We start from the raw sequence: 13,290 nt of genomic DNA, 5'->3' as shown, positions 1-13,290 counted from the left end.
ATGTCGCTGGTTCTGGAAGCCCTGAAGAAGGCCGATGCCGAGCGCGAACGCGAGCGCGGCGCGGTGCCCGACCTGCATGCCCGCCCCGTGCCGCTGGCGCCCGCGCCGCCGGCCGCCGCCTCCCGCGGGCCGGCGCTGGCCTGGACCGTGGCCGGCCTGGCGCTGGCCGCCGCGGCGGTGTTCGGCTGGCAGGCGATGCGACGGCCGGCGCCGGCGGACACGGCGGTGCCGCCGCCCGCGCCGCAGGCTTCGCCGACCCTGCCGCCGGTGGCGGACCGGCCAGTGGCCGCGGCGCCGGCGCCCGTGCCGACACCGATCCCCTCGCCCGCGCCCGCGCCCGCCCCGGCCCGGGTCCCGGCGCCCGCACCGTCACCGGTGCCATCGCCGCCGCCACCCGCCGCCGCGCCACCGGCCGCACGCGCACCTGCGCCATCGCCAGCGCCCGCCGCACGGCCGGCCCCGCGACCGGCCCCAGCCGCACCGGCTACGCCGCCGCCAACGGCCGTGTCACCGACGCTGCCACCGGCTCGGCCCGCCACACCGGAAAGCGAGCGCCCGCCCACCGCATCCCGCGGCGACGAGCGCATCCACGACAACCTGCAGTCCTTGCCCGACGACGTGCGCCGTGCAATACCGCGGCTGGTGATGGGCGGCGCGATGTATTCCGAATCCGCGGCCAACCGCATGCTCATCGTCAACGGACAGTTGTTCCGCGAAAACGACGAACTGGCTCCAGGCCTGGTCCTGGAGCAGATTGCGCTGAAATCCGCGGTACTGCGTTACCGCAATTACCGCTTTCGCGTCAGCTATTGAACGCGATCAGACCGCAAATTCTTCGAGCTTGCGTCCAGACGCAATGGCTTCGCGCAGCCATTTCGGGCGCGGGCCGCGGCCGCCCCACACATTGCCCGACGGATCGCGATACCGCGGCGTGGCACTGGCGGCCGAACGGCGGCGACCTTTTGCGGCCGGCCGCGCCTTCTTTGCGCCGCTCTTGCTGGTGCCGGCACGGCCGCTGCCAAAACCCAGGTCCTCGGCGGTCAGCTCATAAGCCTGGATGGCTTCCTTGATGCGGGCCACCACGCCGGCCACTTCCTTGCGCCGCACGGCTTCGGCTTGCTGCGACAGCGCTTCGATCTGCTTTTTCAACTGGTCGTACGTCTTGGTCATGGCCTGGCTGTGGTTAACGTCAATATTCAACATTGGACTCCACCTGTGGGTGGATGGCAATTATCTCTATTTGGTGTAGCAGCCACCGTACCCGCAGCCAGGGTATGTCTTTTTCGTCACAAAACCGGGTTCCTGCAATCGCCACCGACATGACCACCGCCAACAGTTCCATCTGGGTCACGCTGCGCCACGACGTCTTCCGCGCTTTGTGGCTGGCCGGGGGTTTGTATTTCGTCGGCAATGCGATGCAGACGATGGCGGCGGCCTGGATGATGGTGGAGCTGACCGGCTCCGCGTTTCTCGCGGCATTGGTGCAAACCGCGGTGTTCCTGCCGATGTTTCTGCTGGCGCTGCCGGCCGGCGTGCTGGCCGATATCACCGACCGGCGCCGATTGATCGTCGGCGCCCTCGTCACGCAGGCCATCACCGGCAGTTTGCTGGCGGTGCTGCTGCTGGTCGGCTGGGCCGGGCCCACCACCATGCTGCTGCTGATCTTCGTGGCCGGCTGCTGCACCGCGCTGCTGTCGCCGGCCTGGAACTCCACCATCAACGACTCCATCCCGCGCGAGGAGATGCCGCAGGCCATCACCTGCGTGTCCATCGCGTTCAATGCCGCGCGGGCGCTGGGCCCGGCGCTGGCAGGGCTGGTGTTCGCCCAGGTGGGCGGCTCCTGGAACTTCGCGCTGGCGGTGCTCACGGTGCTGGCGATGCTGGTGATCGTGCGCCGCCATCCGCCGGCGCCGCACCCGCCTTCGCGCCTGCCGGCCGAGCGGCTGTGGGGCGGCATGCTGAGCGCGCTGCGCTTCGCGCGCCATTCGCAGCCGGTGTTCGCGCAGCTGGTGCGCACCGTGGCCTACAGCGGCACCGGCTCGGCGCTGTGGGCGCTGCTGCCCATCATCGGGCAGCGCCAGCTGGGCCTGGGCGCGGAGGGCTACGGCCTGCTGATGGCCTGCCTGGGCGGCGGCGCGGTGGCCATCGGCCTGGTGATCGGGCCGCTGCGCCAGCGGCTGGGGCTGGAGACCATCGTCAACGGCGGCTGCGTGGTCTACGGCCTGGTGATGCTGGTGGCGGCGCTGGTGCGCTGGCCGCCGGTGGTGTACCTGGCGCTGGCCATCGGCGGCGCCTGCTGGATGGCGGCGATGTCCACCTTCAACACCGCCACCCAGTCCAGCGCACCGCCGTGGGTACGCGCGCGGGCGATGGCGCTGCACACCGTCAGCGCGCTCGGCTCGTTTGCCATCGGCTCGGCGCTGTGGGGCGCACTGTCGGGGCTGTTCGGCCTGCCGTTCACGCTATGCCTGGCCGCGGGCGGCATGCTGGCCGGCGCGTTGCTGGCGCGGCCCTTTCCGCTGCGCATGGGCGAGCGCTCCGACGTGACGCCGGCCTCGGTGGACGAGCTGCTGATCCTGGCCGACGAGCCGGCGCCCGAGGCCGGCCCGGTGGCGGTGGAGATCGGCTACCGCATCAGTCCGGCGGCGGCGCCTGAATTTCTGGACGCGGTGGCCGCGCTGCGCGGCCCGCGCCGCCGCGACGGCGCCACCTTCTGGCGGGTGTATCGCGACCTGTCCGATCCGGCACGCTACGTGGAACGCTTCATCGTCACCTCCTGGGCCGACTACCTGCACCAGCGCGCCCGTGCCACGCAGGCCGACTCCCACCTGGAAACGCGCGTGCGCTCCTTCCTGGCCCCCGGCGAGGCGGTCACCATGCAGCACTACCTCGCGGAACGGTAGGCCTACCGCTGCGGCTGCCCGCGGGCGCGGGCCTCCTCCTCGATGCGGCGGCCGAAGTCTTCGGCGGAGCCACCGGTGGGCAGGTTGTCGGCGGCCTGCAGGGCCGCGCGCAGATCGGCGGATTGCAGCGCGGCATTCAGCTCGGCGTTCAGGCGGCCCAGCACCGCCGGCGGTGTGCGGCCGGGGGCGAAGATGCCGAACAGCGACACCAGGTTGGCCCGCGGCACGCCCAGCTCGGCCAGCGTGGGCACCTCGGGCAGCACCGGCAGCCGCGCCGGCGCGCCCACGGCCAGCGCCTTCAGCCGGCCGCTGCGCAAGTGGCCCAGCTGCAGCGGCCCCACGTTCGTGGACAGCACCTCGAACTGAGCGCCCAGCGCATCGGTGAGCTGCTGCCCGCCGCCCTTGTACGGCACATGGGTGATGCGCCCGCCGGCCACGGCCTCCACCGCCTCCAGCACCCGGTGGCCCACCGTCTGCGGTCCCGAGGTGGCCCAGCGCAGCCCCTGCGGCCGCCGCGCGGCCGCCAGCAGCGCCTCGAAGCCCTCGCCCGGCAGCGCCGTGGTGCCGGCCACCAGCACCGGCGTGGCCATCACGCTCATCACCGGCGCCAGCTGCGCCCGCAGCGCCGCGCCGCCGCCGGCCTGGCTGTCGGGCGTGGTCAACGGGCTGATGGCCGAGAAGCACAGGGTGTGGCCATCGGGCGCCGCCCGCGCCAGGGCCGCCAGCGCCAGCGCACCGCCCGCGCCGGCCCGGTGCGTCACCAGCACCGGCACGTTCAGCCTCGCCGACAGCCGCTCCGCCAGCGCACGGGCCGCCGCATCGCTGACCCCGCCCGGCGGATAGGCCACCACCAGCTGCAACGGCCCGGTGGGCCAGTCCGCCGCCGCCAACGGCCCCGCCACGGCTCCCAGCCAGGCCGGCAGCGGCCAGCGCAGCAGCGGGGCGGCCAGCCAGCAGCGGCGGCGGATCACGCGCCCACCGCCTTGGCCCGCCGCGACCGGCTGCGGCGCGGCGCGGTGGCCGCCGGCACCAGGCCGAGCACCAGCGCGATGAAGGAGGCCACCACCTGGCCTTCGCCACCGGCCTCGTCGCCCTCGCGCCAGACCAGGGTGAGCGGTGCGCACAGCGCGCCGCCATCGGCCAGCGGGCGGTAGACGATGGCATCGCCGTGCGCGCCGCGCATCGACGCCGGCACCACCGACACGCCCACCCCCGCGGCCACCAGGTTGAGGTTGCTCATCATCCGTTCCACCTCGGCGGCCACGGTCACCGCCACGCCTTCGCGCTGGCACAGCGACAGCAGGTCGGCATACAGGCCGGGCGCACCGGGCCGGCGCACCAGCACCAGCCGCTCGCCGTGCAGCGCGCTCAGCGGCAGGGCCCGGCCCGGCCGCGCGGCCAACGCATGGTCGGCCGGCAGGGCCACCATCACCGGCTCTTCCAGCAGCGTGTGGAAGCGCAGGCCCGGCGGCCGGGCCACCGGCACCCGCAGGAAGGCACAGTGCAGCCGGCCGCTGGCCACCGCGTCGGTGAGCGTGGCGGCCGGGTCCTCGCTCATCTCCAGCGTGATGCCGGGGTAGCGCCGCCGGCATTCACGCAGCGCCTGCGGCGTGAAGCCGTGGGCCGCGGCCGAGCTGGTGAAGCCCACCGCCAGCCGGCCCTGTTCCCCGCGGGCGATGGAGGCCATGCGCTGCTGCAGCGCCGCCACGTCGGCCAGCAGCCGCTGGGCGTCGGCCAGCAGCACGCGGCCGCCTTCGGTCAGCGCCACGCCCTTGGGATGGCGGCGCAGCAGCTGCAACCCCAGCTCGGCCTCCAGCGCCTTGATCTGCTGGCTCAGCGGCGGCTGCTGGATGCCCAGCGCGGCGGCGGCCCGGGTCATGTGGCCGGCCTCGGCCACGGCGGCGAAATAACGAAGATGGCGCAGCTCCATATGCACAGCGTATCAGCATGGCCAGCTCGGTATATTTGACCGCTGCTTGCACCCCGCCTTAGCCTGCGGGCCGGACATCCACACCACAAGATCCGGAGACAAGCATGAGCTTCACCCCATCCCGCGCCGCCGCCTGCGCGGCCCTGCTGGCCGCCGGCCTGGCCGCCGCCGGCGCCGCACAGGCCACCACCCGCGTGCTCTTCGTCGGCAACAGCTACACCTTCGGCCGCACCAACCCGGTGATGAGCTACAACGCCGGCCAGGTGACCGACCTCACCGCCGCGATGTGGGCTGCCGACGCCACCGGCAGCAATGCCTTCGAGCCGCATCCCTGGGGCGGCGTGCCGGGCGTGTTCAAGCAGTTCACGGTGCAGGCGGGGCTGGACTACGAGGTGGCGCTGTCCACCCGCAATGCCGCCTCCCTGCGCGGCCACTACCTCAACAGCAACCCGGCCGGCTGGGACCTGCGCGGCAACATCGGCTCCCGCCAGTGGGACCAGGTGGTGCTGCAGGAGCAGAGCGACGAAGCCCTGCCCCGCCAGCCCGGGCTCAGTTCCAACCCGGCGTACTTCGAGGCCTATGCCCGCCAGATCGAGCGCTACGTGCACGACGGCGCGGCCACCAGCTACCGCGAGCGCGACCTGATCGGCGGCACCACCGCCGCCTGCCAGGCGGCCACCGGGGCCAGCGCCGGCACCTGCAACCTGCTGCGCAACATCCCCGCCAATGCCAATGCCAGCGCGGCCACGCAGCTGTACCTGTACCAGACCTGGGCCCGGCCCAACCTGATCAACGCGCCCTCCACCACCGTCACCGATCCGGTGACCGGCGTAGTCACGCCCACCGGCACGCCCGCGCCGTCCTTCTATCCCTCGCTGGAGGCGATGACCGCCGACCTGCATGCCGCCTACTACGGCCTGGCCGCAGGCGCGCCGGGTTTCGCGGGCGTGGCGCCGGTAGGAGACAGCTTCCTGCGCGCCGTGACCGAGGGCGTGGCCACCCGCGACATGTACGCCCCCGATGCCGCCACCGACGGCCTGGTGGACCTGTGGTGGGACGACGGCACCCATGCCAGCACCGCCGGCTCCTACCTGAGCGCGCTCACGCTCTTCGGCACCCTCACCGGACGCGACCCGGCCAGCCTGGGCGCCGGCGAGATCGCCGCCCGCGACCTGGGGCTCAGCCCCAGCCAGGCCACCGCGCTGCAGCGGGTGGCCAGCCTGCAGCTGGGCTTCACCCCCGCGGTGCCCGAGCCCGGCAGCTGGGCGCTGATGGCCGCCGGCCTGGCCGCGGTGGCCGGCCTGGCCCGCCGGCGCGCGGCGGGCCGCCGCGCCGGCTGAAGGCCGCGCGGGCCGCCCGCCGCGACGAAAAGCTCACTTCCGCCGGCTTCCTGCCGACAACAGGGAGGTTGCGTGGCGCCGAAGGCGGCGCCGCGCCTGCAACCGACAAGGAAGTACCGATGTTCTTGAGCAGCATGTCGATTGGCAAACGTCTGGCCGTGGTGCTGGGCGTGATCCTCAGCCTGTGTTTTGCCAGCAGCCTGTTCGCGGTGGTCAAGCTGCGCCACATTGGCCAGCACGTGGACAAGATGGTGACGGACAACGCCCGCACCGAGCGCGCCACCGCCGACTGGCTGCGCAACACCACCGCCGGCGTGCAGCGCGCCGCGGCCATCGCCAAGAGCAGCGACAGCGGCCTGATCGAATACTTCGCCCCCGCCACCGCCGCCTCCATCGCCGAGACCAACAAGCTGCAGGAGCAGATCGACAAGGCGATGCGCACGCCCGAGGAGCGCAAGCTGTTCGACGAGGTGGGTGCGATGCGCAAGGCCTACCTGGCCGCGCGGGCCGAGGTGAGCAAGCTCAAGCAGGCGGGTGACCTGGCCGGTGCCAGCAAGCTGTTCGATGAGCGCTTCGAGCCCACCGCCAAGGCCTACCTGGCCGGCGTGACGCAGATCGCCGACCTGCAGCGCAGCTACCTGGACCAGGCCGCCGCGCAGAGTGCCGAGCTCACCGAGCGCACCGCCAGCCTGCTGGTGGCCTGCGCGGTGCTGGCCACCGGCCTGGGCGTGGTGCTGGCCTGGCTGCTGGCCGGCAGCATCACGCGGCCGCTGCGCGAGGCCGAGAAGAGGGCCAGCGCCATCGCCCAGATGGACCTCACCGGCCAGCCGCAGGCCCGCTACGCCTCGGACGAGACCGGCCAGCTGCTGCGCGCCATCGACGCGATGCGCAGTGCGCTGCAGCAGGCGCTGGGGCAGGTGCGCGGCGTGGTGGACAGCATCTCCACCGCCAGCTCCGAGATCGCCACCGGCAACCACGACCTGAGCGCCCGCACCGAGCAGGCGGCCAGCAACCTGCAGCAGACCGCCAGCTCGATGGAGGAGCTGACCGCCACCGTGCACCAGAGCGCGGACATGGCCTCGCAGGTGAACCAGCTCGCCGCCTCGGCGGTGGATGCCGCCCGCCGTGGCGGCCAGGTGGTGTCGCAGGTGGTGTCCACGATGGAGGAGATCCACAGCAGCTCGCGCAAGGTGGCCGACATCACCGGCACCATCGACGGCATCGCCTTCCAGACCAACATCCTGGCGCTGAATGCCGCTGTCGAAGCCGCCCGCGCCGGCGAGCAGGGCCGCGGCTTCGCGGTGGTGGCCGGCGAGGTGCGGCTGCTGGCGCAGCGCTCGGCCGAGGCCGCGCGCGAGATCAAGGCGCTGATCGGCGCCTCGGTGGACAAGGTGGAGCACGGCACCAGGCTCGTGCAGGAAGCCGGCGGCACCATGGAGGACGTGGTCACCAGCGCCCAGCGCGTGACCGACATGATCGGCGAGGTGACCGTGGCCACCGCAGAGCAACGCGACGGCATCGGTCAGGTCAATGGCGCGGTGAGCCAGCTCGACCAGATGACGCAGCAGAACGCCGCGCTGGTGGAGCAGAGCACCGCCGCCACCACCAGCCTGCAGGAGCAGGCGCAGCGGCTGGCCGGCGTGGTGGCCGGCTTCCGGCTGCAGGGCCGCTGAAGGCCTCTATTTCGGTAGCCAGCGCGCCAGCGTGGCCGCCAGCTGCGCGATGGTCACCGGCTTGCTCATGAAGTCGTCCATGCCGGCGGCGCGGCAGGCGGCCTGGTCCTCGGGCATGGCGGCCGCGGTGAGGGCCACCACCGGCAGCCGACGCGCCGCGCCGGCAGCGGCCTCCGCCGCGCGGATGCAGCGCGTGGCCTCGAAGCCGTCGGTGCCCGGCATGTGGCAGTCCATGAACACCAGGTCGTAGTGCCGGCGCTGCACCGCGGCGCAGGCCTCGGCGCCATCGGCCACCACGTCCACCCGGCATTGCAGCCGGCCCAGCATCTCCCGCAGCACCAGCTGGTTCACCTCGTTGTCCTCGGCCAGCAGCACGCTGCTGGGGCGCAGCGGCGGCAGGGCCGGATCGGCCGCCGGGGCGCCGGCCGGCGCCGACACCGCGCCCACCGGCACGCTGAACACGAAGCGTGAGCCGCCCTCGGGCGGGCTGTGCAGCTCGATGTCGCCGCCCATCAGCCGGCTGAGCTGCCGCACGATGGACAGGCCCAGCCCGCTGCCGCCGTGCAGCCGCGTGGTGGAGGAATCGGCCTGCACGAAGGGCTCGAAGATGTGCGCCCGCTGCAGCGGCGTGATGCCGATGCCGGTGTCGGCCACCTCGAAGGACAGCAGCGCGCCGCCGCGGCCGCGCGGGTCGTCGTGGCAGCGCAGCCGCACCGACACGCTGCCGCGGTCGGTGAACTTCACCGCGTTGGACAGCAGGTTCAGCAGCACCTGCTGAAGGCGCAGCGCATCGGCCAGCACCCGAGGCGGCACCTCCGGCGCCACCTCCGCCGCCAGCCGCAGGCCCTTTCCCAGGGCCTGCGGCCGCACCACTGCCAGCGATTCGTCGACCAGCCGCCGCGGGTCCACCACGTCCTGCGCCAGGTCCAGCCGGCCGGCCTCGATGCGCGAGAGGTCGAGCACGTTGTCGATGATGCCCAGCAGCACCTGGCCGGATTGGCGCGCGGTCTCGGCATACCTGCGCTGCTCGGGGGTCAGCGGCGTGCCCAGCAGCAGCTCGGTGGCGCCCAGCACGCCGTTCATCGGGGTGCGGATCTCGTGGCTCATCATCGCCAGGAAACGCGACTTGGCCACGCTGGCCTGCTCGGCCATGCGGCGTGCCAGCCGCAGCTCCTGCGCCTGGGCCTGCAGCTCGGCGCTGCGGTTCTCCAGCGTGTCCACCAGCTGGCGGGCGGTGCGCACCGCGGTGCGGGTGCGCAGGCGCAGCCGCTCGTTCACCAGCCCGGTGAAGGCCAGGTAGACGCCCACCAGGTACATCACCGCGGCCAGCGTCAGCCGCTCGCCCCAGCGCGGCTGCAGCGCCAGCAGGTCCAGCAGCAGGGTGTAGCCCAGGTAGGCCAGCACCACCACGTGGCTGAAGTACAGCGCGCGGCGGAAGCCATAGCCCACCTGGTCGGCCACCCGCACCAGCAGCAGGTAGCCGAAGAACAGGTGCGTCTGCTCCAGCCAGTGCAGCGTCAGCAGCCACATCGGCAGGTCCAGGTGCATGAACAGCAGGCTCAGGTCGAAGCGACCGGTGCGGCCATAGAAGTGCCACAGCACGGCCCAGCTCAGCAGGCTGTAGGCCAGGTTGGCCGCCACCAGGCCCCACAGCCAGCGGTCCACGGGATGCGCGGGCTCGCTGTTGAGCACCGCCATCAGGCACAGGATGCAGAAGCCCACCACCCGCACGAGCGGGATCTGCGCCGCATGCACCCGCCGGGCGTTGGCGGTTTTGCGCTGCTGCAGTTCGGCGGGATCGAGCGTGAAGCTGGAGTCCTGCGGCGGCATCGGGTCCCTGCGAGTCAAGCCGGGGGCAGCTTAGCGCCAAGCACACTGGGCGCGGCGCCCTAATCCCGGGCCGACGCGGGGCCGCTACAGCTCCAGCTTGTAACCCACGCCGTAGATGGAGCGGATCGGGTCCTGCCCCGGCGCCGCCGCTTCCAGCTTGCGGCGCAGGTTCTTCACATGGCTGTCCACCGCGCGGTCGGTGACGGCGCGGCCGTCGTGGTGCAGGTGGTCCAGCAGGCTGTCGCGCGAGAACACGCGGCCGGGCGTGGCCGCCAGCGTGCGCAGCAGCCGGAACTCCACCGGCGTGAGCTCCAGCGGCACGTTGTGGTAGCTGGCGCGCCAGGCGGCCTCGTCGATGTGCAGCGGCCCGGGCGGCGGCGGCAGGCCGCGGCGCGAGCGGCGCAGGATGGCCCGCACCCGGGCCATGATCTCGCGTGGGCTGAACGGCGTCTTGCAGATGTAGTCGTCCGCGCCCAGGTCCAGGCCCAGCAGGCGGTCGGCCTCCTCCACCCGGGCGGTGAGCATCACGATGGGCACGTCGCTGGTGGCCCGCAGCGCGCGGCACACCGCCAGGCCGTCCATGCCGGGCAGCATGATGTCCAGCAGCACCAGGTCGGCCGGCTGCGCGGCCATGGCCGGCAGCACCTCGCGGCCATCGGCGATCCACTCCGGCACATGGCCCTCGGCGCGCAGGTAGTCGCCGATGAGCGAGGCCATCTTGGGCTCGTCCTCGACGACGAGGATGCGGGCGGCCGGACCGTTCATGCCGCCGCCTCGCCCGATGCGGGCAGCACCACCCGCATCGCCAGCCCGCCCAGCGGCGAGGCGCCGGCCTCGATGCGCCCGCCATGCGCGGCCACGATGCTGCGGCAGATGGCCAGGCCCAGGCCGGCGCCGCCGCTGGCCCGGTTGCGCGAGCCTTCCACGCGGTAGAAGCGGTCGAACAGCCGGGTGACGCGGTGCGCCGGCACGCCGGGCGCCGAATCCTCGAACTCCAGCTGCACCGCCTGCGCACCGGCCGGGCTGCTCACCCGCACCTGCAGCACGCCGCCGCGGTCGGTGTAGCGCACGCTGTTTTCCATCAGGTTGTTGAACAGCTGCTGCAGCCGGCGCTCGTCGGCCAGCACCATCGGCGGCTCGGCGGGCAGCTCGGTGCGCAGCGTCAGGCCGGCCTCGGCCAGCCGGGCCGTGAAGCCGTCCAGCGTGGTGCACAGCAGCGCCACGATGTCCACCGGCGCCTTGCGGTAGGTGAGCGCGCCCACGTCGGCCAGCGAGAGGTCGTACAGGTCGCTCACCAGCTTGTTCATCGTGGCCACCTCGGCCTGCAGCGACTTGACGGTGGCCGGGCTCATCGCATGCACGCCGTCCTCGATGGCCTCCAGCTCGCCGTGCAGCACGCCCAGCGGCGTGCGCAGCTCGTGCGACACGTCGGCCAGGAAATCACGGCGCATGCGCTCGTTGCGCTCCAGCGTGTCGGCCAGGGTGTTGAAGTCACGCGCCAGCTGGCCCACCTCGTCGTCCGACTCCACCTGCACGCGGCTGCCGTACTCGCCGGCGGCCAGCCGGTGGGTGGCCTGCGCCACGCTGCGCACCGGGCGCAGCAGCCGCCGCGCCACCCACAGCGCGATCACCGCCGACAGCAGGACGCACACCGCGCCGATGGCCCAGCTGGCGCGGATCTGGTGGCGCTCGAAGCGCTGGTCGCCGCCGCCGCTGACCGTCTGGAACGGCGCCATCAGCAGCCAGCCCACGCGCTCGCCGCCCACCACGATCTCCCGCCGCACCGAGTCGCCGTCCACCGCGCCGTAACCCACCACGAAGCGTTCCTGGTCGTCCAGCAGGGTGAAGCGCAGCAGCGCGCCGGTGAGGTCGGACACCTGCGGCGGCGCTCGGCCGCCGGACGGGGCGGCACCGGCCGGCACGGAAGCTGCATCCGCCGGCACCCGCAGGATGCGAAACCACTCGGGCCGGTTGCCCTGCACGAAGCCCCAGCTGCCGTTGGCCGCGTAGGCCCGGGCCAGGCGCGGCACGGCCGCTTCCATGCGCAGCATCGCCTGCTCGTTGAGGTAGCCGATGAAGCCGCGCGTGTAACTGAAGTGCGCGGCCATGCCCATGGCCAGCACGGCAAAGGCGGCGATGGCGAGCACGGCGAGGAACAACCGTGCGGTGATGCTGATCTTCATTCGACTGATTACGGCCAGGGGCCGATCACACCGCGTTCGGCGCCCGGCTGCAAGCGCCGGGGCCGCCGGCCCGCCGCCCGGCGCGGCTCTTCAACTTCCCTCCACATTCTGAGCACAGCATGGCCCGCATGAAATGCCCCCGCCCCCTTTCCGCCCGCCGCTGGCCCGCCGCCGCCCTGCTGTGCACCGCCCTGGCCCTGGCCGCCTGCTCCAAGGGCGAGGACAAGAAGGCCGCCGCCGCGCCGGCCGGCCCCAAGGAAGTGGGCGTGGTCACGCTGCAGACCGAGCGCCTGGCCGTCACCACCGAACTGCCCGGGCGCACCACGCCGCGGCTGGTGGCCGAGATCCGGCCGCAGGTGGGCGGCATCGTGCAGAAGCGGCTGTTCACCGAGGGCTCGATGGTCAAGGCCGGCGAGGTGCTCTACCTGATCGAGCCCGCCAGCTTCCAGGCCACCTTCAACAGTGCGCAGGCCAGCCTGCGCCGGGCCGAGGCGGCGGTGGCCGTGGCCGAGACCACCGCGCGCCGCAATGCCGAGCTGGTGAAGATCGACGCCATCAGCCAGCAGGCCGACGAGCAGTCGCAGGCTTCGCTGCAGCAGGCGCAGGCCGACCTGGGCGTGGCCCGCGCCTCGCTGGAGACGGCGCGCATCAACCTGGGCTTCACCCGCATCACCGCGCCCATCTCGGGCCGCGTGGGGCTGTCCTCGGTCACGCCGGGGGCGCTGGTCACGGCCAACCAGGCCACCGCGCTGACCACGGTGCAGCAACTGGACCCGATCCATGTCGACGTCACCCAGTCCAGCACCGAGGTGCTGCGGCTGAAGCGCGAGCTGGCCGCCGGCCGGCTGCAGCGCGCGGCCGATGGCGAGGCCCGCACCCGGCTGCTGCTGGAAGACGGCAGCACCTATGCGCAGGAAGGCCGGCTGGCCTTCAGCGGCGTGAACGTGGACACCGGCACCGGCGGCATCACGCTCCGCGCGGTGGTGCCCAATCCGCAGGGCCTGCTGATGCCGGGCATGTACGTGCGCGCGGTACTGCAGGAAGGCGTGCAGGACAACGCGCTGCTGGTGCCGCAGCAGGCCGTCACGCGCAATGCCACGGGCACGGCGTCGGCCCTGGTGGTGGATGCCGAGAACAAGGTGGTGCGCAAGCCGGTGAAGGTGGACCGCGCGATCGGCAGCCGCTGGCAGGTGCTGGAAGGCCTGCAGCCTGGCGACCGGGTGATCGTGGAAGGCTCGTTGCGGGTGAAGCCGGGTGACACGGTGCGTGCGGTGGCGGTGCGCGCCGCAGCGGGGGCCGCGGGCGCGGCCTCGGCGCCGGCCGGTGCGGCCTCGGGTGCATCGCCGGGCGGGGGCGCCGGAAGTGTCGGCGCCGGCGCGGGCGCCGCCGCGGCCGCCGCCCTGCCGGCCGCGCGCTGAAGGAGCACCGCCC

At 73.0% G+C, this 13,290-nt stretch carries 11 protein-coding genes; 5 read left to right on the top strand and 6 right to left on the bottom strand.

Annotation, left to right across the window (positions count from 1 at the left end):
• Window positions 1-813 carry a general secretion pathway protein GspB gene (locus LRS14_RS30080; RefSeq protein ID WP_310740776.1) on the top strand — a complete coding sequence of 271 codons (813 nt, stop codon included), beginning with the start codon at window positions 1-3 and terminating at the stop codon, window positions 811-813.
• A 6-nt stretch (window positions 814-819) separates the two neighbouring features.
• On the opposite strand, the gene LRS14_RS00160 is transcribed toward LRS14_RS30080, so the two are convergent.
• Window positions 820-1,170 carry an H-NS histone family protein gene (locus tag LRS14_RS00160; RefSeq protein WP_257798149.1) on the bottom strand — a complete coding sequence of 117 codons (351 nt, stop codon included), beginning with the start codon at window positions 1,168-1,170 and terminating at the stop codon, window positions 820-822.
• A 149-nt stretch (window positions 1,171-1,319) separates the two neighbouring features.
• Here LRS14_RS00160 and LRS14_RS00155 point away from each other — a divergent pair, with 149 nt between their 5' ends.
• Window positions 1,320-2,903: an MFS transporter gene (locus LRS14_RS00155; protein WP_257798148.1), complete on the top strand. Its 1,584-nt coding sequence runs from the start codon at window positions 1,320-1,322 to the stop codon at window positions 2,901-2,903.
• A gap of 2 nt (window positions 2,904-2,905) precedes the next feature.
• On the opposite strand, the gene LRS14_RS00150 is transcribed toward LRS14_RS00155, so the two are convergent.
• On the bottom strand, window positions 2,906-3,874 hold the full coding sequence (locus LRS14_RS00150; RefSeq protein WP_257798147.1) for a tripartite tricarboxylate transporter substrate binding protein: 969 nt from the start codon (window positions 3,872-3,874) through the stop codon (window positions 2,906-2,908).
• Window positions 3,871-4,833, bottom strand: a complete 963-nt coding sequence (locus LRS14_RS00145; RefSeq protein WP_046114620.1) for a LysR family transcriptional regulator — start codon at window positions 4,831-4,833, stop codon at window positions 3,871-3,873. The genes LRS14_RS00150 and LRS14_RS00145 overlap by 4 nt, the downstream gene beginning before the upstream one ends.
• A 104-nt stretch (window positions 4,834-4,937) precedes the next feature.
• Between LRS14_RS00145 and LRS14_RS00140 the strand changes: the two genes are divergently transcribed.
• Both LRS14_RS00140 and LRS14_RS00135 read left to right on the top strand, forming a co-directional pair.
• On the top strand, window positions 4,938-6,173 hold the full coding sequence (locus tag LRS14_RS00140) for a PEP-CTERM sorting domain-containing protein (RefSeq protein ID WP_257798146.1): 1,236 nt from the start codon (window positions 4,938-4,940) through the stop codon (window positions 6,171-6,173).
• 119 nt (window positions 6,174-6,292) lie between these two features.
• Entirely contained in the window at window positions 6,293-7,846 is a 1,554-nt protein-coding gene (locus tag LRS14_RS00135) for a methyl-accepting chemotaxis protein (RefSeq protein ID WP_046114622.1), read from the top strand.
• A gap of 6 nt (window positions 7,847-7,852) precedes the next feature.
• Here LRS14_RS00135 and LRS14_RS00130 read toward each other — a convergent pair whose 3' ends face one another.
• The 3 genes from LRS14_RS00130 to baeS all read right to left on the bottom strand — a co-directional run bounded on the left by LRS14_RS00130 (window position 7,853) and on the right by baeS (window position 11,859).
• On the bottom strand, window positions 7,853-9,694 hold the full coding sequence (locus LRS14_RS00130; protein ID WP_257798145.1) for an ATP-binding protein: 1,842 nt from the start codon (window positions 9,692-9,694) through the stop codon (window positions 7,853-7,855).
• Window positions 9,695-9,760: 66 nt separating this feature from the next.
• Entirely contained in the window at window positions 9,761-10,441 is a 681-nt protein-coding gene (locus tag LRS14_RS00125; protein WP_046114623.1) for a response regulator, read from the bottom strand.
• Window positions 10,438-11,859: a sensor histidine kinase efflux regulator BaeS gene (baeS, locus tag LRS14_RS00120; RefSeq protein WP_257798144.1), complete on the bottom strand. Its 1,422-nt coding sequence runs from the start codon at window positions 11,857-11,859 to the stop codon at window positions 10,438-10,440. The genes LRS14_RS00125 and baeS overlap by 4 nt, the downstream gene beginning before the upstream one ends.
• Before the next feature lie 128 nt (window positions 11,860-11,987).
• On the opposite strand from baeS, the gene LRS14_RS00115 reads away from it, so the two are divergent.
• Entirely contained in the window at window positions 11,988-13,277 is a 1,290-nt protein-coding gene (locus tag LRS14_RS00115; protein ID WP_257798143.1) for an efflux RND transporter periplasmic adaptor subunit, read from the top strand.
• Window positions 13,278-13,290 lie beyond the last annotated feature (13 nt).

The organism is Aquincola sp. J276 (assembly GCF_024700035.1).
Lineage (GTDB): Bacteria > Pseudomonadota > Gammaproteobacteria > Burkholderiales > Burkholderiaceae_C > Aquincola > Aquincola tertiaricarbonis.
Note: the sequence above shows the minus strand (reverse complement) of the source record. Positions and strands in the feature narration are given on the sequence as shown.

Bases quoted from the DNA above. Each gene is read 5' to 3' on its own strand.
- LRS14_RS00135 (WP_046114622.1), top strand. From the start codon at position 6,293: ATGTTCTTGAGCAGCATGTCGATTGGCAAACGTCTGGCCGTGGTGCTG.
- LRS14_RS00155 (WP_257798148.1), top strand. From the start codon at position 1,320: ATGACCACCGCCAACAGTTCCATCTGGGTCACGCTGCGCCACGACGTC.
- baeS (WP_257798144.1), bottom strand. From the start codon at position 11,859: ATGAAGATCAGCATCACCGCACGGTTGTTCCTCGCCGTGCTCGCCATC.
- LRS14_RS30080 (WP_310740776.1), top strand. From the start codon at position 1: ATGTCGCTGGTTCTGGAAGCCCTGAAGAAGGCCGATGCCGAGCGCGAA.
- LRS14_RS00145 (WP_046114620.1), bottom strand. From the start codon at position 4,833: ATGGAGCTGCGCCATCTTCGTTATTTCGCCGCCGTGGCCGAGGCCGGC.
- LRS14_RS00160 (WP_257798149.1), bottom strand. From the start codon at position 1,170: ATGACCAAGACGTACGACCAGTTGAAAAAGCAGATCGAAGCGCTGTCG.
- LRS14_RS00115 (WP_257798143.1), top strand. From the start codon at position 11,988: ATGAAATGCCCCCGCCCCCTTTCCGCCCGCCGCTGGCCCGCCGCCGCC.
- LRS14_RS00140 (WP_257798146.1), top strand. From the start codon at position 4,938: ATGAGCTTCACCCCATCCCGCGCCGCCGCCTGCGCGGCCCTGCTGGCC.
- LRS14_RS00125 (WP_046114623.1), bottom strand. From the start codon at position 10,441: ATGAACGGTCCGGCCGCCCGCATCCTCGTCGTCGAGGACGAGCCCAAG.